The 24,447-nt window shown below is 63.7% G+C and carries 23 protein-coding genes; 9 read left to right on the top strand and 14 right to left on the bottom strand.

The annotated features are described in order from the left end of the window. Nucleotides 1-149: 149 nt before the first annotated feature. The gene (locus tag SOM61_RS25925; protein ID WP_320476742.1) at nucleotides 150-998 is read right to left on the bottom strand and encodes a symmetrical bis(5'-nucleosyl)-tetraphosphatase; all 849 of its coding nucleotides are present in this window, start codon (nucleotides 996-998) and stop codon (nucleotides 150-152) included. 274 nt (nucleotides 999-1,272) lie between these two features. Here SOM61_RS25925 and SOM61_RS25920 point away from each other — a divergent pair, with 274 nt between their 5' ends. From SOM61_RS25920 to SOM61_RS25895, 6 genes are all read left to right on the top strand, one after another. Then, on the top strand, nucleotides 1,273-2,367 hold the full coding sequence (locus SOM61_RS25920; protein WP_320476741.1) for an MraY family glycosyltransferase: 1,095 nt from the start codon (nucleotides 1,273-1,275) through the stop codon (nucleotides 2,365-2,367). A 101-nt stretch (nucleotides 2,368-2,468) separates the two neighbouring features. Next, nucleotides 2,469-2,780, top strand: a complete 312-nt coding sequence (locus tag SOM61_RS25915) for an H-NS histone family protein (RefSeq protein WP_320476743.1) — start codon at nucleotides 2,469-2,471, stop codon at nucleotides 2,778-2,780. A 240-nt stretch (nucleotides 2,781-3,020) separates the two neighbouring features. Then, nucleotides 3,021-4,403: a phosphomannomutase/phosphoglucomutase gene (locus SOM61_RS25910; protein ID WP_320476740.1), complete on the top strand. Its 1,383-nt coding sequence runs from the start codon at nucleotides 3,021-3,023 to the stop codon at nucleotides 4,401-4,403. A gap of 9 nt (nucleotides 4,404-4,412) precedes the next feature. Then, nucleotides 4,413-5,393: a lipopolysaccharide heptosyltransferase I gene (gene waaC / locus SOM61_RS25905; RefSeq protein ID WP_320476739.1), complete on the top strand. Its 981-nt coding sequence runs from the start codon at nucleotides 4,413-4,415 to the stop codon at nucleotides 5,391-5,393. After that, on the top strand, nucleotides 5,390-6,676 hold the full coding sequence (gene waaA, locus SOM61_RS25900; protein WP_320476738.1) for a lipid IV(A) 3-deoxy-D-manno-octulosonic acid transferase: 1,287 nt from the start codon (nucleotides 5,390-5,392) through the stop codon (nucleotides 6,674-6,676). The genes waaC and waaA overlap by 4 nt, the downstream gene beginning before the upstream one ends. Before the next feature lie 149 nt (nucleotides 6,677-6,825). Beyond that, nucleotides 6,826-7,284 carry a YcxB family protein gene (locus tag SOM61_RS25895; RefSeq protein ID WP_320476737.1) on the top strand — a complete coding sequence of 153 codons (459 nt, stop codon included), beginning with the start codon at nucleotides 6,826-6,828 and terminating at the stop codon, nucleotides 7,282-7,284. 174 nt (nucleotides 7,285-7,458) lie between these two features. On the opposite strand, the gene SOM61_RS25890 is transcribed toward SOM61_RS25895, so the two are convergent. From SOM61_RS25890 to miaB, 10 genes are all read right to left on the bottom strand, one after another. Further along, nucleotides 7,459-8,361, bottom strand: coding sequence for a M48 family metallopeptidase (locus SOM61_RS25890; RefSeq protein WP_320476736.1), 903 nt, complete (start codon nucleotides 8,359-8,361; stop codon nucleotides 7,459-7,461). Nucleotides 8,362-8,402: 41 nt separating this feature from the next. Then, on the bottom strand, nucleotides 8,403-9,143 hold the full coding sequence (locus tag SOM61_RS25885) for a lysophospholipid acyltransferase family protein (RefSeq protein WP_320476735.1): 741 nt from the start codon (nucleotides 9,141-9,143) through the stop codon (nucleotides 8,403-8,405). A gap of 71 nt (nucleotides 9,144-9,214) precedes the next feature. Further along, complete coding sequence (gene gmhB / locus SOM61_RS25880) at nucleotides 9,215-9,784, bottom strand: D-glycero-beta-D-manno-heptose 1,7-bisphosphate 7-phosphatase (RefSeq protein WP_320476734.1); 570 nt, start codon at nucleotides 9,782-9,784, stop codon at nucleotides 9,215-9,217. A gap of 34 nt (nucleotides 9,785-9,818) precedes the next feature. Beyond that, entirely contained in the window at nucleotides 9,819-11,927 is a 2,109-nt protein-coding gene (gene glyS, locus SOM61_RS25875; protein ID WP_320476733.1) for a glycine--tRNA ligase subunit beta, read from the bottom strand. Nucleotides 11,928-11,944: 17 nt separating this feature from the next. Beyond that, nucleotides 11,945-12,874, bottom strand: coding sequence for a glycine--tRNA ligase subunit alpha (glyQ, locus tag SOM61_RS25870; protein ID WP_320476732.1), 930 nt, complete (start codon nucleotides 12,872-12,874; stop codon nucleotides 11,945-11,947). Between the two features lie 97 nt (nucleotides 12,875-12,971). Then, entirely contained in the window at nucleotides 12,972-14,561 is a 1,590-nt protein-coding gene (lnt, locus tag SOM61_RS25865; RefSeq protein WP_320476731.1) for an apolipoprotein N-acyltransferase, read from the bottom strand. Beyond that, on the bottom strand, nucleotides 14,561-15,439 hold the full coding sequence (locus SOM61_RS25860) for an HlyC/CorC family transporter (RefSeq protein WP_320476730.1): 879 nt from the start codon (nucleotides 15,437-15,439) through the stop codon (nucleotides 14,561-14,563). The genes lnt and SOM61_RS25860 overlap by 1 nt, the downstream gene beginning before the upstream one ends. 93 nt (nucleotides 15,440-15,532) lie before the next feature. Beyond that, nucleotides 15,533-16,000, bottom strand: a complete 468-nt coding sequence (gene ybeY / locus SOM61_RS25855) for an rRNA maturation RNase YbeY (protein WP_123072041.1) — start codon at nucleotides 15,998-16,000, stop codon at nucleotides 15,533-15,535. Further along, on the bottom strand, nucleotides 15,975-17,063 hold the full coding sequence (locus SOM61_RS25850) for a PhoH family protein (protein WP_320476729.1): 1,089 nt from the start codon (nucleotides 17,061-17,063) through the stop codon (nucleotides 15,975-15,977). Before SOM61_RS25850 ends, ybeY begins: the two co-directional genes overlap by 26 nt. Then, on the bottom strand, nucleotides 17,060-18,421 hold the full coding sequence (gene miaB / locus SOM61_RS25845) for a tRNA (N6-isopentenyl adenosine(37)-C2)-methylthiotransferase MiaB (RefSeq protein WP_320476728.1): 1,362 nt from the start codon (nucleotides 18,419-18,421) through the stop codon (nucleotides 17,060-17,062). Before miaB ends, SOM61_RS25850 begins: the two co-directional genes overlap by 4 nt. 608 nt (nucleotides 18,422-19,029) lie before the next feature. Here miaB and SOM61_RS25840 point away from each other — a divergent pair. Beyond that, on the top strand, nucleotides 19,030-19,440 hold the full coding sequence (locus tag SOM61_RS25840) for a hypothetical protein (RefSeq protein ID WP_320476727.1): 411 nt from the start codon (nucleotides 19,030-19,032) through the stop codon (nucleotides 19,438-19,440). A gap of 126 nt (nucleotides 19,441-19,566) precedes the next feature. Here the strand turns inward: SOM61_RS25840 and SOM61_RS25835 are convergent, their stop codons facing one another. After that, a complete protein-coding gene (locus SOM61_RS25835) occupies nucleotides 19,567-20,418 on the bottom strand; it encodes an HDOD domain-containing protein (protein WP_320476726.1) in 852 nt (283 codons plus the stop codon). Then, nucleotides 20,415-20,744, bottom strand: a complete 330-nt coding sequence (locus SOM61_RS25830; protein ID WP_320476725.1) for a hypothetical protein — start codon at nucleotides 20,742-20,744, stop codon at nucleotides 20,415-20,417. Before SOM61_RS25830 ends, SOM61_RS25835 begins: the two co-directional genes overlap by 4 nt. A gap of 141 nt (nucleotides 20,745-20,885) precedes the next feature. Here SOM61_RS25830 and SOM61_RS25825 point away from each other — a divergent pair, with 141 nt between their 5' ends. After that, complete coding sequence (locus SOM61_RS25825; protein ID WP_320476724.1) at nucleotides 20,886-21,437, top strand: DUF1697 domain-containing protein; 552 nt, start codon at nucleotides 20,886-20,888, stop codon at nucleotides 21,435-21,437. A gap of 36 nt (nucleotides 21,438-21,473) precedes the next feature. On the opposite strand, the gene SOM61_RS25820 is transcribed toward SOM61_RS25825, so the two are convergent. Then, complete coding sequence (locus SOM61_RS25820; RefSeq protein WP_320476723.1) at nucleotides 21,474-21,746, bottom strand: hypothetical protein; 273 nt, start codon at nucleotides 21,744-21,746, stop codon at nucleotides 21,474-21,476. A gap of 559 nt (nucleotides 21,747-22,305) precedes the next feature. Between SOM61_RS25820 and SOM61_RS25815 the strand changes: the two genes are divergently transcribed. Next, on the top strand, nucleotides 22,306-24,264 hold the full coding sequence (locus SOM61_RS25815) for an AAA family ATPase (RefSeq protein WP_320476722.1): 1,959 nt from the start codon (nucleotides 22,306-22,308) through the stop codon (nucleotides 24,262-24,264). Nucleotides 24,265-24,447 lie beyond the last annotated feature (183 nt).

Here is a 24,447-nt window from a genome sequence, read left to right as displayed (position 1 = left end):
GCAAGAGCATGAACATTCTGTGATTTCACTTGGATCCCCGCCTTCGCGGGGATGACGATGCATACTTTGCGTATAAATATTCCGGACACCAGTGCGCCTGCGCGGGAACGACGTGCATGGGGAAGGTGTCACAACACGGCAACGACGGGCTAGCGCTTCTTCCCGCCATGCTCCCGATACTCGGGACAATCCACCTGCAACAGCGTGCGGTCGTCCAGGCAGACCGCCGTCAGCTTGCCGCCCCACACGCAGCCGCTATCGAGGCCGATCAGGTTCGGCCGCTGCACCAGGCCCAGCGCCGACCAGTGGCCGAACACCACCGTCACGTCCTGGGTCTGCCGCTGTGGCAGGTCGAACCAGGGTAAAAGGCCGGAGCCGGCCGGGCCGGCGTCGCTTTCCTTGTGCTTGAAGTCCATCGTGCCGTCCGGCGCGCACAGGCGCATGCGGGTGAGGGCGTTGACGATGCAGCGCAGGCGGTCCATGCCCACCAGGCCATCGTCCCAGCGGTCCGGCTGGTTGCCGTACATGGCGCCCAGAAAATCGATCCAGCCGTCGCCGCGCAGCGCGGCTTCGACTTCGCCGGCCAGCGCCATGGTCTGGCGCGCATCCCATTGCGGCGCCACGCCGGCGTGCACCAGCAGGTGGGCGTCGACGAAGATCGCCAGCGGGCGCTGGCGCAGCCAGGCGATCAAGTCGTCGCGGTCGGGCGCGGCCAGGATCTCGTCGAGGGTGTCGGAGCGGCTCAGGCGCTGGACGCCGGCCGCCACCGCGATCAGGTGCAGGTCATGGTTGCCGAGCAGGGCTTCGATGCGCCCGCCGCTCGATTCCGATAAGGCCTTCATGCGGCGCAGCGCGGTGAGCGAATCGGGGCCGCGATTGATCAGGTCTCCCACGAACAGGACGCGCGTATCGGGGCCCGCCGTTTCGAAGATTCGGTCCAGCAGCAGTTGCGCTTCGTGCGCGCAACCCTGGAGGTCGCCAATGGCATAGGTTTTCATATTTTTGAGATTGGCCCGTGAAGCTGTTGTTGTTGCTTTTGCGGATACTAAATGATTTTACTCGCCGGCGTTGTCACCGGCCCCGCGTTTGTTGATCCCCGCGCCTGTCTCGTGTCCGAAATGCGTGCGCATCGACATTTTTTGACTCAGTTCCAACACTGCAGGCGAACACTGCGGGCATGTTAAATACGTGCGCCCGGAAATACCCATCCATTCCGGTACAATGAATACGCGCCTTCGCGGCTTCACATACAGGCATCGAAAGAAAACAATAATGTTCTCGTTTTTCGTGAGCTTCCTTTCCTGCGCATTGCTGACCCTGCTGGTTATCAAGACCGCGCGAAAACATGGGCTGGGGCTCGATGGCGATTTTGGCGGCGTGCAGAAAGTGCACTCGCACGCGGTCGCGCGTATCGGCGGCATTCCAATCTTTCTCGCAGTGGTGGTGGCGTCCGGGATATCGATCCTGCGCGAGCCGCAAATGATGGCCTGGCTCGCCACCCTGATCGCCTGCGCCTCGATCGCGCTCGCCGGCGGCATCGCCGAGGATTACACCGGCCGCGTTTCCCCGCTGCGCAGGCTGACGCTGACGATGATCGCGGCGGCGCTCGGCTACTGGCTGCTCGACGCGCGCGTCGGCCGGCTCGACCTGCCGTGGGCCGTGCTGCCGATCGAGGCGCTGTGGATCGTGCTGCCGCTGACGATGCTGGCGGTGGCGGGCATCGCCAACGCCATCAACATCATCGACGGCTTCAATGGCCTGGCGGGCGTGATCAGCATCTTCATGCTGCTGTCGCTGTCCTATGTGGCGCTGCAGGTGGGCGATATGTTCGTGCTGGTGGCCGCGCTGATCGTGGCCGGCGCCACCGCCGGCTTCCTGATCTGGAACTATCCGGTGGGGCTGATCTTCCTGGGCGACGGCGGCGCCTATTTCATCGGTTTCCTGCTCGGTGAGCTGGCGCTGCTGCTGGTGATGCGCAATCCCGGCGTGTCGACCTGGTATGCGGCGCTATTGCTGATTTATCCGGCTTTCGAAACGATATTCTCCGCTTATCGGCGCATGTTTGTGCGCGGTAAGTCGCCGGCGATGCCGGATGGTATTCACCTGCACAGTTTGATATTCCGCCGTATCGTGCAATGGACAGTGGGGCCGCGCGAGGCACGCGCATTGATGAAGCGCAATGCGCGGACATCTCCTTATTTATGGCTGTTTTCACTGCTGGCGGTGATACCGGCGACGGTGTTCTGGAAAAACACGACGGCCCTGATGTTCTTCTGTTTGTTGTTCATAATCAGTTACCTCTGGTTGTATGGCCGTATTGTTCGATTCAAGTCTCCACGCTGGCTTTTTTTAAGCAAGAAGGACTAGCCACGGTTTATTGATGTATTATATTGCGACAATTAGTGAGAATTCACTAGATTCAGTAATTGCTGAATCTGCATTTAATCTTTAACGAACGAGGAACGATGATGGATCTGTCGAATATGTCCGTAGGCGATTTGCGCAACCTGCAGGAGCAAATCAAGCAGGAGATGAAAAAGCGTGAAGTCCAGGAAGTGCAAAAAGCCCGCGAGCAAATCCTGGCCATCGCCCAAAGCGTCGGCTTGCCGCTGAAAGACCTGATGGCTGCTACCGGCCGCGGTTCGAAAGGCGCCACCGTCGCCGTGCGCTATCGCCACCCAGACGATTCCAACCTGCAATGGACCGGCCGCGGCCGCCAGCCGAAGTGGGTCAAGGAATGGGTCGAAGGCGGCAAGTCGATCGACGATCTGCGCGTCTGATCGTATTCCCCCTGCGTCGTGGAACCTCACTTCCGCAGCGCAGGCGGTGGCAGCATTCCGCAAGGCACCGGGCGCATTCCACGCCGCCCGTAATCAGCCGATCCTACGCGCGCCAATCCCACGGCGCCAGCGCTTGCCGGTACAATAGCAAGCGATTTTTTATCATTCCTCCAACATCCGGCGATGACCACGGTCGATCAAATGACCGGTGCATGCCTCTCAAGAATTTCAAGGAAGAACATGGTTGCTCTCTCGAAAACGATTTTCAAGGCCTATGATATTCGCGGCATCATCGGCAAGACCCTGGATGCGGGCATCGCACGTCACATTGGCCGTGCCTTCGGCGCCGCCGCGCTGGCCAAGGGAGAGCGCAAGGTCGTGATCGGCCGCGACGGCCGCCTGTCGGGCCCGGAGCTCAGCGCCGCCCTCTCCGAAGGCCTGCGCGACGCCGGCGTCGACGTGATCGACCTGGGCATGGTCGCCACGCCGATGGTCTATTTCGGCACCAACGTCCTCGAGACCCGCTCGGGCATCATGGTCACCGGCAGCCACAACCCGCCCGACTACAACGGCTTCAAGATGGTGATGGCGGGCGAGGCGATCTATGGCGACGCCATCACCGGCCTGCACGACAGCATCGCGGCGTATGACGGCAAGATCGCCGACCAGCGCGGCGGCTACGGCACCCACGATATCCGCGCCGCCTACATCGAGCGCATCGTCGGCGACGTCAAGCTGGCGCGCCCGATCAAGATCGTGGTCGACTGCGGCAACGGCGTCGCCGGCGCCTTCGCGCCCGAGCTGTTCACCCGCATGGGCGCCGAGGTCGTCGAGCTGTTCTGCGACGTCGACGGCACCTTCCCGAACCACCACCCTGACCCGGCCCACCCGGAGAACCTGCAGGACGTGATCCGCGCGCTGCAAGAGACCGACGCCGAGATCGGCCTTGCCTTCGACGGCGACGGCGACCGCCTGGGCCTGGTCACCAAGGATGGCCAGATCATCTTCCCGGACCGCCAGATGATGCTGTTCGCGGCCGACGTCCTGTCGCGCAACCCGGGCGCCGAGATCCTGTACGACGTCAAGTGCACCCGTCACCTGGCGCCCTACATCGAGAAGAACGGCGGCAAGCCGCTGATGTGGAAGACCGGCCACTCGCTGGTCAAGGCCAAGCTGAAGGAAACCGGCGCCCCGCTGGGCGGCGAGATGAGCGGCCACATCTTCTTCAAGGACCGCTGGTACGGCTTCGACGACGGCCTGTATGCCGGCGCGCGCATGCTCGAGATCCTGACGAAAGGCCAGAACCCGTCGGCGCTGCTCAACGGCCTGCCGATCGCCAGCAGCACACCGGAACTGCACCTGCACCTGCAGGAAGGCGAGAATTTCACATTGATCGACCAGCTGCGCCGCGACGCCAAGTTCCCGACCTCGCAAAAGATCAACGACATCGACGGCCTGCGCGTCGAGTACGCGGACGGCTTCGGCCTGGCGCGTTCGTCGAACACGACCCCGGTCGTGGTGCTGCGCTTCGAGGGCGAGAATCCGGAAGCGCTGGCGCGCATCCAGTCCGAGTTCAAGAGCGTGATCCTGGCCGCCAAGCCAGATGCCGATCTGCCTTTTTGAGGTGATCGCTTGAAGATCCTGCTGGTGCGGGTGTCGTCCCTGGGCGACGTCCTGCACAACCTGCCGATGGTCGCCGACCTGCTGCGCCGCCATCCGGGCGCCACCGTCGACTGGGTGGTCGAAGAAGGCTACGTCAGCCTGGTGCGCCTGAATCCGCACGTGCGCAAGGTGATCCCCTGGGCGCTGCGGCGCTGGCGCAAGAGCTTGGGCAAGAAGGAGACGCGCGCCGAGATCCGCGGCTTCTTTCGCACCCTGCGCGAGGAAGAATACGACTATGTGTTCGATACCCAGGGCCTGCTCAAGACCGGCATCATCATGGGCGCGGCCAGGATCCGCAAGGGTGGCAAGAAGGTCGGCCTGGCCAACGGCAGCGAGGGTTCGGGCTATGAAGGCATCTCGCGCATCTTCCATACCGACAGCATTCCCCTGAGTCCGCGCACCCACGCGGTGGCGCGCGGCCGGCTGGTGGCCGGCGCGGCGCTCGACTATCCGGTCGATACGGCGCCCGACTTCGGCCTGCCGGCGCCGGATGCGTCGACGCGTCCGGCCTTCCTGCCGCAGGAAGACTACGCGGTGTTCTTCCACGGCACAGCGCGCGCCGCCAAGAAGTGGGCGGACGCCAACTGGATCGCGCTCGGCAAGGCGCTGGCGCCGATGCCGGTGCTGCTGCCCTGGGGCTCGGAAGCCGAACGCCGGGACGCCGAGGCGCTGGCCGCCGGCATCCCGAACGCGCGCGTGCTGCCCAGGCTGTCGATGATGGACGCCGTGACCCTGGCCCAGCATGCGCGGCTCGCGGTCGGTGTCGACACCGGCCTGACCCACATCGCCGCCGCCTTCGTGCGGCCGACGATCGAGATCTATTGCGATTCGCCGAAGTGGAAGACCGAGGGCAACTGGTCAGAGCGCATCGTCAACTTGGGCGAGCTGGGCACGCCACCATCGGTCGACGAGGTGGTGGCGGCCGCGCGCCGCCTGCTGGCCGCGGCATGAATCGCACGCTGTACTCCGCCCTGTGGTGGGTGGCCCTGCCGGCCGTGCTGGGCCGCCTGTGGTGGCGTGGCCGCAAGGAGCCGGGCTATCGCGCGCACTGGGGCGAACGCCTGGCCCTGGACGGTCCGGCGCCGGGCGAACGTCCCACCATCATGGTGCACGCCGTCTCGGTCGGCGAGACGCGCGCCGCCGAACCGGTGGTCGATGCGCTGCTGGCTGCCTATCCCGACTGCCGCATCCTGCTGACCCATATGACGCCCACCGGGCGCGCCACCGGCAAATCCCTGTTCGCCCACCATGGCGAACGCGTGGTGCAAGCGTGGCTGCCGTATGACACGGGCGCCATGACGCGGCGCTTCCTGCGCCGCCATCGCCCGCGCGCCTGCATCCTGATGGAGACCGAGGTCTGGCCGAACCTGATCCACGCCTGCACGCGATTGGACATTCCGGTGGTGCTGGCCAATGCCCGACTGTCCGAAAAATCCCTCAGGCGCGGCCGCAAGGCCGGCGCCGTGATGCTGGAGGCGGCGCGCGGCTTTACGCTGGTCGCGGCCCAGACCGAACTCGATGCCGAGCGCATCGGCTCGCTCGGCGCGCCGAACGTGGTGGTCACCGGCAGCGTCAAGTTCGACGTGACGCCGCCGCCGGCGGCGCTGGAGAAGGGCGACTGGCTGCGCAGCCGCATCCGTTCCGGCGGCCCCGAACGGCCGGTGTTCCTGTGCGCCAGCACGCGCGAAGGCGAAGAGGTGCTGATCCTCGACGCCTGGCAGCGGATGCCTGACAAGCCCGCCGGAGCGCTCCTGGCGCTGGTGCCGCGCCATCCGCAGCGCTTCGACGAAGTCGCTTGCTTGGCCTCGGCCCGTGGTCTTACGCTGGCGCGGCGCTCCCAGCTCGATCTCGACCATGGCGTGGACGGCGCCGACGTGCTGCTGGGCGATTCGATGGGCGAGATGTTCGCCTATTACGCGGCCTGCGATTGCGCCTATATCGGCGGCAGCCTGCTGCCGCTGGGCGGCCAGAACCTGATCGAGGCCTGCGCCCTGGGCAAGCCGGTGCTGGTGGGCGAGCATACCTTCAACTTCCTCGACGCCACCAATGAGGCGGTGGGCGACGGCGCCGCGCTGCGGGTGCCTGACGCCGACGCCCTGGTGGCGGCGGCCGTGCGCCTGCTGGGCGACGGCGCGGCGCGGGTGGCGATGGGGGAAAAGGCGCTGGCCTTCGCCCGCCGCCACCGCGGGGCGACCCTGCGCACTGTTGAACTCGTGCAACGGTATATCCGGTAGGTTTTGTTACCATTCAAAACTGCACGGTACAAAACAAAAGGGGATGCGCCATGTTGTCGTTCAATCGCCCGGTCGGTAGCGGAAAGCCCGCGGTTTTCCCAACGTCGGTCCTGGTCCAGGAACAGGCGGCAGAGGCGCTGGAGGCAATCATGACCGCAGCACCGACCGAAGTCCCGGCGCCGCCGCGCGCTGACCTTGCGCTCCCTCTGGATGCGCTGCACTTTTTCGTGCGCTATTCGCTGCGCGAGTACACCAGTTTCATGTGGCAGCATGGCGGCTTCCTGATCCGCCGCCGGCGCGTGCGCTGGCCGGCCAGCCTGCTCCTGCGCCTGAAAAGCACCTTCAGCGCGGCCCTGAACTTCGTCCTGCTCGGACGCGGGCGGCGCACCTATGAATTCACCATCGACGAACACGGCATCGTGCGCACCAGCGGCGGCGTGACCCTGATCGACTGGGACGACGTGGCCGCCGTGCGCACCTACTCGCGCGGTTTCATGATGGTGCTCAAGCGCGGCACCTTGCCGATTCCCTTCCGTTGCCTGTCCGAGGGCCAGGTTGCCACCATGCGCGAGCTGGCGGCGGCGCGGCACGAGTTGGCATTGCGCTGATTGGTGCTGGTGGTTGGCGAGCAGACTTAGGTTCCCGCCTTTGCGGGAACGACGTTTCAAGCGTGAGGGTGCTGGGGAACAGCCGTAGTCCGCTACCGCTCCACGTCGTTCCCGCCCTCGCCGGGCGCCTTGGCGGGAACCTAAGTTATGCGCGTACCACTGGCATCACCCCCGTCACTCCTCGAACAACACCGGCATCTCGTGCGAGCGGCGGCGCAGCGCCAGGCGCGCGCCGTCGTAATCCGGATACACCTCTGCCACCGTGGCCCAGAACGCCGGGCTGTGGTTCATCTCGCGCAGGTGGGCCAGTTCGTGCGCCACCACGTAGTCGATCAGCGCCAGCGGATAGTGGATCAGGCGCCAGTTGAGGCGAATGCTGCCGCCCACCGTGCACGAACCCCAGCGCGAGCCGGCCGACGACAGCGTGAAGCTGCTGTAATTCACGCCCAGCCGCGGCGCGAAATGGTCCAGGCGCTCGCGGAACAGGCGCTTGGCCTCGGCCTGGAACCAGAGCTTCACTCTTTCCTTGAGCTGCCATTCGGACAGCCCCGGCACCACGCCGATCCATAGTTCATTGCTGGCGGCGTCGAACTGGCAGTGGCTGCGCGCCGCATCTTCGAGGCGCAGCACGATGTCGCCGCCCAGGTAGGGCAGGCGCGCGCCATCCTTCCATTCGACCGGCTGGCGCAGCTGGCGCTGGTCGCGCCGTTCTCCCCGCTCGAGCAGCTTGGCGACGATCCAGCGTTGCTTGGCGCGCAGCGCGTTGTCGATCTCTTCGAGCGTTACGCGGCGCGGCGCCGTCACGCGCAGGCCGTCGTCGTCGATCGTGAAGCCGATCGAGCGCCGCGACGAACGGCGCAGGGCGTACTCGATGGTGTGGTGGCCGAGATTGATGCGTTTCAGGGGAGGGTCTTGCGGGCCGACGGGCGGCGAGGGAAGCTTGATGCGGGGCGGCGCCGGCGGCGCCTTGAACAGCGGCTGCGCGGGCGGGAGAGGCCTGTCGGAAGGCCTCAGCGCCGCGAAGAATTCTTGCGCGAACAACTCCAACTGGTGGCCGTCGACCTTCGCCGAGGCCATGGTCTGTGGCCTCGACTCACGAATCTGGGCGCTGACGTCGCTCAACCACCTTTGTAGGCGTGGGGCGAAATGACGCGCATTTCGGATTCTATCCAATTTTCTACCTCTGCCATCAGGCTGTCGGGGGTATGGCCTTCGGGCGAGATCGGCTTGCCGATCGAGACCGTGATCAATCCGGGCCGTTTGATGAATGAATTCTTGGGCCAGCACTCGCCCGAATTATGCGCGATCGGCACCACCACCGCTTGGGTTTCCACAGCCAGGCGTGTGCCGCCGCTCTTGTACTTGCCCTTCTGGCCAACCGGGATGCGGGTGCCTTCGGGGAACATGATGATCCACTGGCCGTCGGCCAGGCGGCGCTTCCCGTGGCGCACGACGGAGCCGAAGGCATTCTTGCCCTGCTTGCGGTCGATCGGGATCATGCGCAGCAAGCCCATGGCCCAGCCGAAGAAGGGGATGTACAGGATCTCCTTCTTGAAGACGTAGACCAGCGGCCGCGTGAGATTGGGCAGCAGGAAGATCGTTTCCCATGCCGACTGGTGCTTGGAGAGCACGATAGCCGGCGCGTCGGGCAGATTGTCGTAGCCCTTGAATTGGTAGCGGATGCCGCAGATGACGCGTGCGCACCAGATGATGAAGACGTTCCAGCGCGAGGTGAACCAGAAACGCTTGTTGTACGACAGCGGCGCCGCCAGGAAGCAGAGGCAGGCCCAGATGACGGTGGCGACGATCATGACGACCGTGAACAGCAGGGAACGCAGGAACAAACTGAAGTTACGCAAAGGGGCTCCGGACAAATCGATCTGGTTCTGGATAGTGCAGGACTACTTTTTTATGACGGCTTTTTTTATGATTATGCAGCTTGTGGGCCGGTTGCACCAGTAGCCCCCGGCTTGAGGAATGCAGCGACCATCGCCGCCAGGTCCGGGAACACCTGGGTGCCGGGCGGCAGGCCGCCGGTGGCCTCTGTCTTCTCGCCTTTCCCGGTCAGCACCAGGTAGGGGGTGCAGCCGCGGTTGAAGCCTGCCTGCAGGTCGCGCAGCGAGTCGCCCACGGTGGGCACGCCCTTGAGATTGACCTTGAAGCGCTTGCCGATCTCTTCGAACATGCCCGACTTGGGCTTGCGGCAATCGCAGCCGTCGATCGCCGCGTGTGGGCAGAAGAAGATGGCGTCGATGTCGGCGCCCACCAGCTGGGCCGCCGCATGCAGCTTGGCGTGGATGGCGTTCAGGGTCGCGATGTCGAACAGGCCGCGCGCGATGCCCGACTGGTTGGTCGCGATCACGACCCGGTAGCCCGCCTGGTTCAGGCGGGCGATCGCCTCGAGCGAGCCGGGGATCGGGGTCCATTCCGCCGGCGACTTGATGAAGTCCGGCGAGTCGTGGTTGATCACGCCATCGCGGTCGAGGATGATGAGCTTCATCGTCCGTTCTTCCTTGGCTCGCTCGTGGCCCATCTTACGCCGCCAGCTTGGAGATGTCGGCCACGCGGTTCATCATGCCGTGCAAGACCGCCAGCAGGGCCAGGCGGTTGTTGCGCAGCTTGACGTCGTCGGCCATCACCATCACGTCGTTGAAGAAGGCGTCGACCTGGTCGCGCAGCTGGGCCAGGGTCTTGAGCGTGCCGCTGAAGTCGCCCGCGGCGAAGGCCGCATCGACGTCGGGCTGTACGCGGGTGACGGCGGCCGCCAGGTCCTTCTCGGCCTGGTCCTGCAGCAGGCCAGGGTCGACCGCGGCATCCTTCGGCATCGCTTCCTCGTTCTTCTTGAGGATGTTGGTGATGCGCTTGTTGGCGGCGGCCAGCGAGGCTGCCTCGGGCAGCGCCGCGAAGGCCTGCACCGCTTCCAGGCGCTGCACCACGTCGTCGACGCGGTCCGGGTTCTGGGCCAGCACCGCCTCGACCTCGTTCGGCGAGAAGCCGCGCTCGCGCAGCATGCTGCGCAGGCGGTCGAGCATGAAGGCGGTCACTTCGACGCGCGGATCGCGCAGCGAGTCAAAGCGCGCCGGTTCGTCGGCGAAGGTGGTCATCGCGTCGGCCAGCATGTCGGCGATCGACAGCGGCAGGCGCTTCTCGACCAGCATGCGCATGATGCCCAGCGCGTGGCGGCGCAGCGCGAACGGGTCCTTCTCGCCGGTCGGCTGCAGGCCGATGGCCCAGATGCCGACCAGGGTCTCGAGCTTGTCGGCCAGGGCGACCGCCAGGCCGGTATTGGTGGCTGGCAGGGCGTCGCCGGCAAAGCGCGGCTGGTAGTGTTCGGACGCCGCGCGCGCGACGTCGTCATGCTCGCCGTCGTGGCGCGCGTAATACGTGCCCATGATGCCTTGCAGCTCGGGGAACTCGCCGACCATGTCGGTCAGCAGGTCGGCCTTGGACAGGCGCGCGCCGCGCTCGGCCAGCGCCGCGTCGAAGCCCAGGCGGGTGGCGATATAGGTCGCCAGCTTGGTGACGCGCTCGCTGCGCTCGGCCTGCGAACCGAGCTTGTTGTGGTAGACCACGCTGGCCAGTTGGGGCAGGCGCGACTCCAGCGTTTTCTTCTTGTCCTGCTCGAAGAAGAACTTGGCGTCCGACAGGCGCGGACGCACCACGCGCTCGTTGCCGCCGACGATGGACTCGGGCGCATCGGTCGCGATATTCGACACGATCAGGAAGCGCGAACGCAGCTTGCCTTCGCTATCGGTCAGCGCGAAGTATTTCTGGTTCGTCTGCATGGTGAGGATCAGGCATTCCTGCGGCACGGCCAGGAATTCTTCCTCGAAGCGGCATTCATAGACCACCGGCCATTCGACCAGGGCCGCCACTTCGTCCAGCAGCGATTCGGGCATCAGCACCTGGTCGGCGCCGGCTTTCTCGAGCAGCTGGGTGCGGATGCTTTCCTTGCGCGCTTCGGCCGACGACAGCACCTTGCCTTCGGATTCCAGCACTTGCGCGTAGTCGTTCGCGTGCCCGATCGTGATCGGACCGCCGTGCGACAGGAAGCGGTGGCCCATCGTGGTGCGGCCGGCGGCCAGGCCCAGCAGCGACAGCGGCAGCACCTGGTCGCCATGCAGCGCGATCAGGAGGTGCACCGGACGCACGAACTGCACGGTGTCGCCGCTCGGACGCTGGTAGCTCATGACCTTCGGGATCGGCAGCTTGGCCACCGTCTCGGCCAGCACGTCCTGCAGGGCGCCGGCGAGCAGGCTGCCGGCGGCCGTATACGTGTAGAAGAAGCTTTCGGCCTTGCCGTCCTGGGCGCGTTCGAGCTGGTCGACGGAGAGGTCGGGGAAGCCCAGCGCGGCCAGTTTCTTGGCCAGCGGTGCGCTCGGATTGCCTTCCTTGTCGAGGGCCACGGAGACAGGCAGCACCTTCTCGCGGATCGATTTGTCGGGCGAGGTGTCGCGCACGTTCGTGATCGACACGGCCAGGCGGCGCGGGGTGGCGTGGGTGGTGATGCTGCTATCGGCTTCCAGGAAGTCGCGGGCCTTCAGGCCGTTCGAGATGCCGGCGGCAAAGGCCGCGCCCAGCTTGACGAGCGCCTTCGGCGGCAGTTCTTCGGTCTGCAGTTCGACGAGGAGTGTTTGGTTCATGGTCTGTTCTGTTCTTTTCAAGCCGCAGCTGGTTCGGTCTTCGGGCGCTCGGCGGCCCCGGCCATCGGGAAGCCCAGCTTCTCGCGCGAATCGTAATAGGCTTGCGCCACCAGGCGCGACAGGGTGCGCACGCGGCCGATGTAGGCGGCGCGTTCGGTCACCGAGATCGCGCCGCGCGCGTCCAGCAGGTTGAAGCTGTGCGAGGCCTTCATGATCTGCTCGTAGGCCGGCAGGGTCAGTTGCAGCTCGACCAGGCGCTTGGCTTCGGATTCGTGGTTGTTGAAAGCCTGGAACAGGATCTCGGTGTTCGAATGCTCGAAGTTGTAGGTCGATTGTTCGACTTCGTTCTGGTGGAAGACGTCGCCGTACGACAGGGACTTCTTCACCCCATCTTCTTCCCACTCGGTCCACACCAGGTCGTACACGTTCTCGACGCCCTGCAGGTACATGGCCAGGCGTTCGATGCCATAGGTGATCTCGCCCAGCACCGGCTTGCAATCGAGGCCGCCGACTTGCTGGAAATAGGTGAACTGGGTGACTTCCATGCCGTTCAGCCAGACTTCCCAGCCGAGGCCCCAGGCGCCCAGGGTCGGGCTTTCCCAGTCGTCCTCGACGAAGCGCACGTCATTCTTCTTGAGGTCCAGGCCCAGCGCCTCGAGCGAACCGAGGTACAGGTCGAGGATGTTCTCGGGCGCGGGCTTTAAGGCCACCTGGAACTGGTAGTAGTGCTGCAGGCGATTCGGATTCTCGCCATAGCGGCCATCCTTCGGGCGGCGCGACGGCTGCACATAGGCGGCGCGCCACGGCTCCGGGCCGATCGCACGCAGGAAGGTGCCGGTGTGGAAGGTGCCCGCGCCGACTTCCATGTCGTAGGGCTGGAGCAGTGCGCAGCCCTGCTTGTCCCAGTAGGACTGCAGGGTGAGGATGATTTGTTGGAATGTGAGCATCTCGAATGGGACGGGGCTAGTGGGCCGCGAACACGGTATGTTTGCTAAATGACTAATTCTACTGAATTTTTGCGCCCCTCTGGGGGGCGATTTCAACTCAGCTATTCGATTGGCTGTTGTTAAGGCGGTAGCGGCGTCCGGCGAACCACGCGCCGAGCAGCATCACGCCTCCCAGCATCAGGAAGGCCGCGCTGCCCACGCGGATGAACGGCGTCATGCCGCTCGCGCCGCGCACGGTCGCGCTCAGGACGCCGTCGGTGTAGAACGGCAGCACTTGCGCGATATTGCCGCGGTGGTCGATCACGGCGGTGGCGCCGTCGTTGGTCGAACGCAGCATCGGACGGCCCGTCTCCAGGGTGCGCATGCGCGAGATCTGCAGGTGCTGCGGGATGGCCACCGACTGGCCGTACCACGACAGGTTCGACACGTTCAGCAGCAGGGTCGCCGGGTGCTGCGCATTGCGCAGCTGATAGGCGATCTCTTCGCCGAACACGTCTTCGTAGCAGATATTCGGCAGCACCCACTGGTCCTTGACCTGGAACGGGGCCTGCAGCGCGGCGCCGCGGGTGGCGTCGCTCAGCGGGATGTTCATCATGTCGGTGAACCAGCGGAAGCCCGGCGGGATGAATTCGCCGAACGGCACCAGGTGCGCCTTGTCGTAGCGATAGGGCCTCGGTTCGGGGCTCATCGCGATCAGGCTGTTGCCGTATTTTTCCGGACCGTCGAACAGCGGCAGGCCGATCGCCAGCGTGCTGCCGGTGCTGGTGGCGAAACGCTGCAGGCCGTCCAGGTAGCCGTCCGGCAGATTGTGCGGGAAGACGGGCAGGGCGGTTTCGGGCGTGGCGATCAGGTCGGCCGGGGCCGCCGTGATCATGGCCTGGTAGCGCGTGACGATGCTGGTCAGGAATTCCATATCGAATTTCCTGTCTTGCGGGATATTGCCTTGCAGCAGACGCACGGTGATCGGCTGGCCCGTTTCCTGGGTCCATTCGACCGTGCGCAGGCCCGCGCCCACCAACATGAGGCCCGCCAGCAGGCCAATCGCCGGCCAGCGTGCGCGCTGGGTCAGCATCGCGATGCAGCCGGCGCCGACGCCGGCCAGGATGCCGATGCCGTAGACGCCGATCAGCGGCGCGAAGCCTGCCAGCGGCGCCAGGTCGTGGGCATAGCCCGACGAAGCCCAGGGGAAGCCCGTAAACACCCAGCCGCGTAGCCATTCGGACACGCCCCACAGCGTGGGCAGCACCAGCAGCAGGAAAGCGGCCACCGGCAGCGACCAGCGCTTGCGCAGCCAGGTCGCGACGCCGGCGGTGAAGGCGGCGAACAGGCCCATGTACAGGCCGAGCAGGACGATCGCCAGCGCCGCCAGCAGCACCGGAAGGTGGGCGAAGCGGGTCATGAGGACGGACAGCCAGTGCATGCCGGCGACCGACCAGCCGAAGCCGAAGGCCCAGCCGATCAGGGTCGCGCGCTTGACCGAACTCTTCAACCCGACCTGGTAGAACAGCCAGGCCAGCGACAGCAATTGCAGCGGCCACCAGCCGAAGGGCTGGAACGACAGGATGGAAGAGCCGCCGGCCAGCGCGGCGATGAGCAGCAGCAGCGCGGATGGCTTGTCGCCGCGCAGTGCGGCGCGTTGGGCCAATTCGGGCGCCGCCGTCGTGGTCTGGGTCCGGCGGCGCAGCATCAGTCGCGGTCGTCTTCAGGCGATGGCAACTGTTCGACCAGCAGGACGTGGATCTGGCGCGCATCGGCGCGCAGCACCTCGAAGCGCAGGCCGTGCAGGTCGACCACTTCGCCCTTGTGCGGCATATGCCCCAGGTGGCTGGCGATCAGGCCGCCGATGGTGTCGACTTCGTCGTCCGGCAGTTCGGTGCCGAGTTCCTCGTTGAACTGCTCGATCTCGGTCAGCGCCTTGATGCGCCAGCGTGGGCCATGCTGGCCTTCGCGGATCGAGATGATGTTGTCTTCTTCTTCATCGAAGTCGTATTCGTCCTCGATGTCGCCGACGATCTGCTCGAGCACGTCCTCGATCGTGATCAGGCCGGCCACGCCGGAGTACTCGTCGACCACGATCGCCATGTGATTGTGGTTGGCGCGGAAGTCGCGCAGCAGCACGTTCAGGCGCTTCGATTCGGGAATGAAGACCGCCGGGCGCAGTTTGGTGCGCACGTCGAAAGATTCTTCAGCGTAATAGCGCAGTAAATCCTTGGCCAGCAGGATGCCGACCACCTTGTCGCGCTCGCCTTCGATGGCGGGGAAGCGCGAGTGGGCGGTTTCGAGCACGTTGGGCATCCATTCCTCGATCGGCTTCGTGATGTCGATCACGTCCATTTGGGAACGAGGAACCATGATGTCGCGCGCCGACAGGTCGGAAACCTGGAACACGCCCTCGATCATCGACAGCGCATCGGCGTCGAGGAGGTTGCGTTCGTGGGCATCGTGCAGCACTTCGAGGAGCTCTGCGCGATTTTCGGGCTCGGGGGAGATGAAGGCGGTCAGCCGTTCAAGCAGTGACCTGTGGGGTTTGGCGTCCGGTCGGACGTCACTGGGATACTCGGGCATAGTTGGCGGGAAGCCGTTGTTGCAATGGGGTGTAGGATACACCAAATAGGGGTGCGGCCAGTATTTACACGAGTGCGCACCCGTTTGCCTGGCTCAATCCGCGTACGGATCCGGGAAGCCCAGCACCTCCATGATGTCGCGCTCGAACTGCTCCATTTCTTCGGCGTCATCCTCGTTTTCGTGGTCCCAGCCCTGGGCGTGCAGCACGCCGTGCACGACCAGGTGGGCCGTGTGTTCCTCGACCGTCTTGCCCTGTTCCTCGGCCTCGCGCTGCAGCACGTCGGTGCACAGCACGATGTCGGCCTGGGTCGGGTCGTCCTCGCCCAGTTCCTCTTCTTCGTTATAGGCGAAGGTGAGGACGTTGGTGGCGTAGTCCTTGCCGCGGTAGGCCTTGTTCAGGGCCTGGCCTTCCTCGGCATTGACGAAGCGGATGGTCAGCTCGGCCGGCCCGAGCAGGGATTCCTCGACCCAGCGCTGCAGCTTGGCTTCGGTGATCTCGCCTTCGAGGCGGGTATCGGCGAACTGGACTTCCAGCTCAAGGGGATGTTTTTTTTCTTGCATGTTTCACCGGGGTCGGTTTGGGGAGGGCGCCCAGTTCCTGGACGGACATGTCTTTGTCATACGCGTCGATAATGCGCGCCACCAGCGGGTGACGCACCACGTCGGCGCTCGAAAACTGGGTGAATTCGATGCCGCGCACGTCCTTCAGCACGTGCATGGCGTCGACCAGGCCGCTGCGCTGGGTCTTGTGCAGGTCGACCTGGGTCACGTCGCCGGTAACGACGGCCTTGCTGCCGAAGCCGATCCGGGTCAGGAACATCTTCATCTGCTCGACGGTCGTGTTCTGGGCTTCGTCCAGGATCACGAAGGCGTGGTTCAGGGTGCGGCCGCGCATATAGGCCAGCGGCGCGATCTCGATCACCTGTTTTTCGAACAGCTTCTGGGTGCGGTCGAAGCCCAGCAGGTCGTACAGCGCGTCGTACAGCGGACGCAGGTAAGGATCGACCTTCTGCGCCAGGTCGCCCGGCAGGAAGCCCAGGCGCTCGCCGGCCTCGACGGCCGGGCGGGTCAGGATGATGCGCTTGACGGCGTCGCGCTCGAGGGCGTCGACGGCGCAGGCCACGGCCAGGTAGGTCTTGCCGGTGCCGGCCGGGCCGATGCCAAAGCTGATGTCGTGGTTCAGCACCGCGTTCAGGTACTGGATCTGGTGCGGCGTGCGGCCGCGCAGGTCGCTGCGGCGGGTCTTGAGGATCGGGCTCTCGAGGCTCTCCGGTACGGCGCCGGCGTCGGCTTGTTCAGGGGCGTCGGCCTTGCCCGCCGGGGCGGCATCGGGATCGCCGGCGCGCGGCTTCAGGCCGGCGCGCTGCTCGACCAGGGCCAGTTGCACCTCTTCGATCGGCACGATCTTGTTGGCGACCGCATAGAAGCGTTCCAGCAATTCGACGGCGCGTCCGGCATTGGCGCCGCTGACGATGAATTTTTCACCGCGGCGGAACACCGTGACGTCGAGCGCGGCCGAGATCTGGCGCAGGTTTTCGTCGAGCGGGCCGCACAGGTGGGCGAGCCGCGTATTGTCGAGCGGTTCGGGAATGAAGTAAGAGGGCAGGGTTGGCTGTGTTTTCAACTGGCTTTGGCTATCGTATCGAGGTTGGCGACGAGTTCGCCGCGCAAATAGTAATCGTGGCTGGCGACGATGCGCACGTCGGCCAACTGGCCGATCAGCGAAGCATTGGTCTCGTCCAGCGGGAACAGGACCACGCGGTTGTTCTCGGCGCGGCCCTGCAATTGGGTGGCGTCTTTCTTGGCGGCGCCTTCGACCAGCACCCGCTGCACGCTGCCGACCATGGCGGCGCTGTGCTTGCGGGTGTTCAGGTCGATCAGGGCTTGCAGGCGCTGCAGGCGCGCCAGCTTGACCTCGTGCGGGGTGTCGTCTTCGAGGTTCGCGGCCGGCGTGCCGGGGCGCTTGCTGAAGATAAAGCTGAAGCTATTGTCGAAGTTCACGTCCTCGACCAGCTTCATCATGGCCTCGAAGTCGGCCTCGGTCTCGCCCGGGAAGCCGACGATGAAGTCGGACGAGAAGGTCATGTTCGGCCGCACCGCGCGCAGGCGGCGGATGATCGACTTGTATTCGAGGCCGGTATAGCCGCGCTTCATGGCGCCCAGCACGCGGTCGGAGCCGTGCTGCACCGGCAGGTACAGGTGGCTGACCAGTTGCGGGATGCGGGCATAGGCGTCGATCAGGCGCTGGCTGAATTCCTTCGGGTGGCTGGTGACGAAGCGCAGGCGTTCGATGCCGGGAATCTCGGCGATGTATTCGAGCAGCAGGGCGAAGTCGGCGGTCTCTCCGCTTTCCATGGCGCCGCGGAAGGCATTGACGTTCTGGCCCAGCAGCATGATTTCCTTCACACCCTGGGCAGCCAGGCCGGCGACCTCGGTCAGCACGTCCTCGAAGCGGCGCGAGACTTCCTCGCCGCGGGTATAGGGCACGACGCAGTAGCTGCAATACTTGCTGCAGCCTTCCATGATCGACACATACGCGATGGGGCCTTCGACCTTAGCCGGAGGCAAGAAGTCAAATTTCTCGATTTCGGGGAAACTGATGTCGACCTGCGCCTTGCCCGACTGGCGCCGGTCCTGGATCAGCTGGGGCAGGCGGTGCAGGGTCTGCGGGCCGAACACCACGTCGACGTAGGGTGCGCGCTTGACGATGGCGTCGCCTTCTTGCGACGCGACGCAGCCGCCTACGCCGATGACCAATTCTGGCTTCTTGCGCTTGAGTTCCTTGATGCGGCCCAAGTCGGAGAACACTTTTTCTTGCGATTTTTCGCGGATCGAACAGGTATTAAACAGGATCACATCCGCGTCTTCCGGCGTGTCGGTGCGCACCAGTCCGTCCGAGGCGCCAAGGACATCGACCATCTTGTCCGAGTCGTACTCGTTCATCTGGCAGCCGAAGGTTTTAATGAATACTTTTTTTTGCATGGAATTGCTAGTTGGGGGCGAGTGCGACATCGACAAGGTAGGGGGCGAGGCCAGTTTACCGTACTTTGGTAATGACCCCGTTTGCCCACGGAGTCGGCCATTTTAGTGCCGCGTGGAATTGTTAATTTCTTTACCTAAAGTAATTGTATTTATACTTAGATTGTTAAATGTCCGCTAGCGAACATACTTTATTATTCATGACACATGGCTTCGCTGTTATGAAGTGTTTCCCTATGTAAATCAATGACTTCTGACTGGATTCTGATTTACAAAATTTATCCAAGAAATCTCTTGCGTGCGCCACAATTGGGCCCCATGTGCTGAAATGCAAACGTGACAAGCTTTCCACACGTTAGCTTGATTTCTGACAAGGAGTCACATGCGCCGGTTCGTCATCGCACTGGCGTACAGGACAGATAATTTGTTTGAAAGACAAGTGCGTATGTGGAAAGAAACATGGAGCACTGTGGGCCGGAATTCTTAAGGGAATGTTCAGATTAGCGCTGTTTAATCCCTGTACAAGTTCCGGGAACTTATGTTGACGAAATGTAGTCTTTAACAAAAGTTCGTAAGGGAACTATTTTAACCAAACTCGTGAGGTAATTATCATGGCACAACAACATCACGCTCTATCTTCGCAGGAAAGTTACAACCCGAACCACCTGCTGGACATCCTGCTCGGCAAGATGCAACTGAAAAACGACGCCGCCCTGTCGCGCATGCTGGAAGTGGCGCCGCCCGTCATCAGCAAGATCCGCCACCACCGCCTGCCGGTCGGCGCCTCGCTGCTGATCCGCATGCACGAAGTGACCGGCATGAGCATCCGTGACCTGCGCGACCTGATGGGCGACCGCCGCACCAAATACCGCCTGTCGGATGCCCAGGGACGTCCGAAGCCAGAAGAGAAAGCTGCACAGGCCGCAGCAGCCGCTGCCGCCCAGCAGCAAGCCCAGCCGCAAGGCCAGGGCGCGCAGACCAACGAAGCGTCGAGCAAGACCTCCGGCAATTATGCGCACTAATGCCGTGGGCATGACAGCCGCATCTGTCATGCCTTCGGTATTGGCGGGCCGCGGCGCCGCCACGCTGACCTTCCAGCAGCGGCGCCGCACCAGTTTCTACTGATTCATCGTGCACCGTCCTGCGGCCTATGCCATCAGGATGGCTGTCATTTCCTCGTACTGCAGTTCCGTCTCGCGGAACACGTGCAGCCATGTTTCCTCAGGCAGACCGAGCGCCGTCCAGGCCACGCTGGATACGGCGGGCACCAGCTCGTCCGCGTCGCCAGCCAGGTCGAGCGCATGGGCCACCGCATTGGCCACGTGGACGATGGTGGCCAGGAAGCCGGCCCCCGGCGTTTCCGGCGCATGATAAAAGGCGATCGCCTGCTGCATCGTGCCCGAGAACTGCCAGTGCTCGGCCAGCGCCGCGCCGGCCAGCAGGTGGTCGACGCCCAGCATGGCCTGTTCGGTGGCGAGCAGGTCGCCATCGAGGCGCTTGCGTTCGCGCAGGACGGCATCGTACTGCTCGGGATAGCGCGTCACCAGCACCAGGCGGCCGATGCCGTGCAGCAGGCCGGCCGTGAACGCCACGTCCTGGTTGAAGCGCATATGGCGCGCCAGCACCCGCGCGCAGGCGGCGGTGGCGATCGACAGGCGCCAGAAAGCCTTGTCGTCGAAGCTGGGGCAGCGTCCGCTCGGGAAGCAGCCGGTCATCGCCGCCGCCATGATCAGGTTGCGCGTGGCCTGGAAGCCCAGATAGGTCATGGCTTGCTGGATCGTGGTGGCCTTGACTTGCAGCCCGAAGGCCGACGAGTTGGCCAGGCGCAGCGTCTTGGCCGTCAGCGCCTGGTCGGCCGACACCTTCCTGGCCAGCACCGAGATATCGACGTCTTCCTGGTCGATGCTGCCGAGCAGCTCCATCACGACCGCGGGCAGCGAGGGCAGGTCTTGCAGGTCCTGGACCAACTGATCGGAAGTGATCGATGAAGTGATCGTCATGGCGCCACCTGCCGCTCCAGGCGGTAATCCTCGACGTAGCGGCGCAGCAGCTTGCCGGCCCAGTCTTCGTCGCCCTCCAGATCGTGCTTGCGGAACAGGTGGTAGAGCCGGGCAACGACCGCCCCCTCGTCCGGCGCGCGGTGCGCCTCGACGCGCGCCACCGGCACGGCGTCGATATGGTGACGCTGCAGCGAGGCGATGGTCGCCTCGCTGAGGACGGCGCCCTTGGCCAGCAGTACCAGGCCTTGATTGTCCAGCAGCTCGTCCGAGAGCACCATGCCTGGCGTTGCCTGGGTCACGGGGACCATCGTATGGTCATCGCTCATATTACCTCCATTCAATTCTGCGCCGATGTTATCACCGGCGCGGATGAATTTCTGTAAGCATCAGCAATCGTTTGTCTGTCCCGCCTGCTATATGCGTCAAGACGCGCGCACCGATCGCCCGCGCCACGTTACCATGCCCCCATGACCAGCCAACGCTACATTGCTCTGTTGCGCGGCGTAAATGTCGGCCGCGCCAAACGGATTGCCATGGCCGACCTGCGCAAGCTGGTCGAAAGCCTGGGCTATACCGGCGTGCGCAGCCTGCTCAACAGCGGCAATGTGATCTTCGACGCCGACGTGCCATCCAGCCAGGCGGCGCAGGCGCTCGAGGAAGCGATGGTGCTGCGCCTTGGCGTGGCGGCGCGCGTATTCGTGCTCGAGCGCCAGGAGCTGGCCGACATCGTCGACGACAATCCCTTGCTGGACCTGGCCGACGACCATGCGCGCCTGTTCGCCTTCTTGCTGGCGGGCGAGCCGGAGCGCGAGCTGGCTGCCTGCCTGTGCGGCCAGGACTGGCAGCCCGAGGCGCTGGCGATCGGCCGCCGTGCAGCCTATGTCTGGTGCCCCGAAGGCGTGCTCGACAGCGCCGCCGCAGCGGCCCTTGGCAAGGGGCTGGGCGATGGCACGACCTCGCGCAACTGGCGCACGATCACCAGGCTGCACGGCTTGTGCAGCCATCCGGCCGGGTGCTGACCGGCCGCGCCGCGCATCCGCCGCGCTGTCAGCCGCCTACTTGAACTTGTCGCTGCTGTCGCGGCTGGCGCGGTAGCCGATCAGGATCAGCCCGACCAGCATCATCGCGAACACTTCCGGCTCGGGCAGCTCGGACAGGTGCGATGGCGGCGTGACGATGTGCGTGTTGCCCGTGACTGCCAGGTCGTGCACCGCTGGCGTGGCCGGCGTGGCTTTGATGCCATTGCCGGGAGCAAGATCGATAACGGCGGCCTGGGCCGCATTGCCGAGGAAGAGCGCAAGCGCCGCCGTCAGAGCATATCGTTTCATAGCCGTTCCTCTTTACAAGCTAAATGCCACCGAGCTTTGGATGAGTTGAAACTTCATCCGCGGTCGCCATCTTGCTACATCAGGATAGCAAATTCGCAGGCCTTACTGCGCGCAATTGAATGCATGAGTTGTAGAAAGAAGTCATGTTTTTGCTGAAAGATGCAAGCATGTTGCGTGCACTCAAGGCAATAGTTGACTGTGGTAAATAAACAGCGCTCAGCAGTAAATATAATGCGGTATTAGGCAAATTGATAATGAGAATTTCGCAAGATATCGTGGTTTGATTGGCACATTCATCATTATTGCTGTCACCCGGATAATTAAAACCGTTATCAGCTTTTCCATTATCATCAAAATCCCAGTTTTTTTATCCGCGGGGTATTCACCGCGGTTTTTTTTGAAGGTATAGTCTCCTTATCCCTTGCCCTCGGGCATCACAGCAACGTCCCAACCAACACGTCTGAAATCTCGGCCATGGCCGACGCCGCGCTCGCCGCCTTTCGCGATACGGCAACAGCAGTTCCACTTTAGTACGACGCACCTTTCGACGAGTAACCAGATGCCCAACTTCACCCGACTTCAGATTGCCTTCAAGAACGTTTACGTCCGCATCCTGTCCGCTATCCTGCTGGGCATGCTGGTGGCGGTGGCGATCTTCAAGTCCGATGTGCCGCAAGACCCGAGCCCGGTGATCCACTCGCAGAACATCGCCGAGATCACGTCGCTGGCCGAGCAGAAGGCGCGCCTGGATTACCTGCTGATCGCGCATCCGCTGTCGGAGGCGCCGCGCTACATCTATAAATTCAAGGACGCCGCGAACCTGCACGTGGTGAAGGTGCCGAGCACCTCGCACCTGTCGCTCGAGCGCGAAGTGCTGCTCAAGAACGCGATTCCGTATTCGATCGCCAGGGACGATTTCCTGGCCAGCCATAAGGCGGTGATGGACGAGGGCGTGAGCATGCTCGACCAGACCGGCGACTTCCTCAAGCGCAATGCCTTCCCGATCATCCTGGTGCTGATGATCCTGTACGTGATCAAGTTCGGCATCCCGGGCATGGGCACGAGCGTATCGATGATCACCCCGGACAAGCTCAAGGGCAGCCTGGACGACCTGATCGGCATGGAAGACATCAAGCAGGAAGTGCTGCACCTGGAAGACATGATCCGCAACCGCGCCGAATACCAGTCGCACAATATCGACAAGCCGTTCAATGTGATGCTGACCGGGCCTGCCGGCACCGGCAAGACCAAGCTGGTGGGCTACCTGGCCAAGCGCCTCGACATGCCGATGATCTCGGCATCGGGGTCGGCACTGGAGTCGGGCTATGTCGGCGGCGGCTCGAAGGCCCTGAACGCCCTGTACCGCAAGGCCTGCGCCAAGGGCAAGTGCATCATCTTCCTGGACGAAGCGCAAAGCCTGTTCATGCCGCGCGGCCGCAGCGAAAAGAAATGGGAAGACGACACCGCCAACACCATGCTCGGCCTGCTGGACGGCGTGAAGAGCGACAAGGGGCAAGGCGTGATCTGGATCGTCGCCTCGAACTTCGACGACAACACGACGGAAATGGACGAAGCGATGCTGCGCCGCTTCTCGGTGAAGATCAACTTCCGCCTGCCGAACAAGGCCGAGCGCCGCGAACTGCTGCGCAGCTTCCTGGGACGCAAGAAGGATGGCCTGGTCGATTGGGAAGACCTGAACCTGGACCAGGTGGCCGAGATCACCCAGAACCTGAGTCCGGCGCTGCTGGAAACCGTGGTCGAGCGCGCCAGCATGCTGTCGATCCAGGAAAAGACGATCATCAACACGAACCTGATGTTCCGCGCCTATGAACGCGCCACCATCGGCCTGACCGACCGCGCGACGACGGCCGAGAAGCACAAGCAGCGCGAACGCATCGCCCTGCACGAGCTGGGTCACTTCTTCATGCAGATCGATCCGCATCTGCGTGCGGGTCTCAGCCTGGCCGAAGTGAAGGAGAAGTCGCACCTGCTCAAGATCAGTACCGAGGCGGTGTCAAAGATCGGCGCGCTGGGTTATGTGCTGCAGTCGGGCGAAGACATGTCGCTGCGCACCCTCGAAGAGCTGGAGCGTGACGTGGTCGGCCTGTATGGCGGCGTGGCGGCGGAAGAGATGTTTTATGGCGCGCGCGGTATTTCGGTCGGCAGCCAGAACGACATCGAGAAGATCACCAAGATGCTGAACCTGATGGTGAGCCGCCTGTCGATGTATTCGCGCTCGAAGATCGATTACAGCCAGTTGCAGCAGGATGCCAGCGGCGAGCATACCGTGCGCCTGGTGGAAGAGAAGGCGGATGCGCTCTATAGCTACACGCTCGATTCGATCCGCGATTACAAGCTGGTGATGGAGTCGCTCAAGGATACCTTGCTGGAGCAGTATGTGCTGTCGAAGGATGAGGTGTTTGCGTTGCTGGAAGAGCGTAGTGAGTTGTTGATGCCGCAGTTGCATGGGCATCGGGCGGCCAAGCTGACGTTGTGCGAGGAAGAGGTCGCGGCGTAAGCAGCAAGTTCTATTTTATGAAAACCCGTCCCGCGCAAGCCGGACGGGTTTTTTGTTAGTGCAGGATTGTTCTCGTTAATTCATGGCGCTGTCATCGTTAAATATGGATGAGCGTTGAACTGCTGAGCTGACCCGCGGTCCAATCCTGGTCGCCATCGCCCGGGAGCGCACGATGAAAGCGCC

Source organism: Massilia sp. CFBP9012, from assembly GCF_034045115.1.
GTDB lineage: Bacteria > Pseudomonadota > Gammaproteobacteria > Burkholderiales > Burkholderiaceae_D > Telluria.
Note: the sequence above shows the minus strand (reverse complement) of the source record. Positions and strands in the feature narration are given on the sequence as shown.

Coding starts and splice junctions, on each gene's coding strand:
- SOM61_RS25890 (WP_320476736.1), bottom strand. CDS start 8,361: ATGGCCTCGGCGAAGGTCGACGGCCACCAGTTGGAGTTGTTCGCGCAA.
- gmhB (WP_320476734.1), bottom strand. CDS start 9,784: ATGAAGCTCATCATCCTCGACCGCGATGGCGTGATCAACCACGACTCG.
- glyS (WP_320476733.1), bottom strand. CDS start 11,927: ATGAACCAAACACTCCTCGTCGAACTGCAGACCGAAGAACTGCCGCCG.
- SOM61_RS25835 (WP_320476726.1), bottom strand. CDS start 20,418: ATGACGATCACTTCATCGATCACTTCCGATCAGTTGGTCCAGGACCTG.
- SOM61_RS25825 (WP_320476724.1), top strand. CDS start 20,886: ATGACCAGCCAACGCTACATTGCTCTGTTGCGCGGCGTAAATGTCGGC.
- SOM61_RS25925 (WP_320476742.1), bottom strand. CDS start 998: ATGAAAACCTATGCCATTGGCGACCTCCAGGGTTGCGCGCACGAAGCG.
- lnt (WP_320476731.1), bottom strand. CDS start 14,561: ATGCTGCGCCGCCGGACCCAGACCACGACGGCGGCGCCCGAATTGGCC.
- SOM61_RS25910 (WP_320476740.1), top strand. CDS start 3,021: ATGGTTGCTCTCTCGAAAACGATTTTCAAGGCCTATGATATTCGCGGC.
- ybeY (WP_123072041.1), bottom strand. CDS start 16,000: ATGCAAGAAAAAAAACATCCCCTTGAGCTGGAAGTCCAGTTCGCCGAT.
- SOM61_RS25920 (WP_320476741.1), top strand. CDS start 1,273: ATGTTCTCGTTTTTCGTGAGCTTCCTTTCCTGCGCATTGCTGACCCTG.
- SOM61_RS25915 (WP_320476743.1), top strand. CDS start 2,469: ATGGATCTGTCGAATATGTCCGTAGGCGATTTGCGCAACCTGCAGGAG.
- SOM61_RS25820 (WP_320476723.1), bottom strand. CDS start 21,746: ATGAAACGATATGCTCTGACGGCGGCGCTTGCGCTCTTCCTCGGCAAT.
- waaA (WP_320476738.1), top strand. CDS start 5,390: ATGAATCGCACGCTGTACTCCGCCCTGTGGTGGGTGGCCCTGCCGGCC.
- SOM61_RS25840 (WP_320476727.1), top strand. CDS start 19,030: ATGGCACAACAACATCACGCTCTATCTTCGCAGGAAAGTTACAACCCG.
- miaB (WP_320476728.1), bottom strand. CDS start 18,421: ATGCAAAAAAAAGTATTCATTAAAACCTTCGGCTGCCAGATGAACGAG.
- glyQ (WP_320476732.1), bottom strand. CDS start 12,874: ATGCTCACATTCCAACAAATCATCCTCACCCTGCAGTCCTACTGGGAC.
- SOM61_RS25860 (WP_320476730.1), bottom strand. CDS start 15,439: ATGCCCGAGTATCCCAGTGACGTCCGACCGGACGCCAAACCCCACAGG.
- SOM61_RS25830 (WP_320476725.1), bottom strand. CDS start 20,744: ATGAGCGATGACCATACGATGGTCCCCGTGACCCAGGCAACGCCAGGC.
- SOM61_RS25895 (WP_320476737.1), top strand. CDS start 6,826: ATGACCGCAGCACCGACCGAAGTCCCGGCGCCGCCGCGCGCTGACCTT.
- SOM61_RS25815 (WP_320476722.1), top strand. CDS start 22,306: ATGCCCAACTTCACCCGACTTCAGATTGCCTTCAAGAACGTTTACGTC.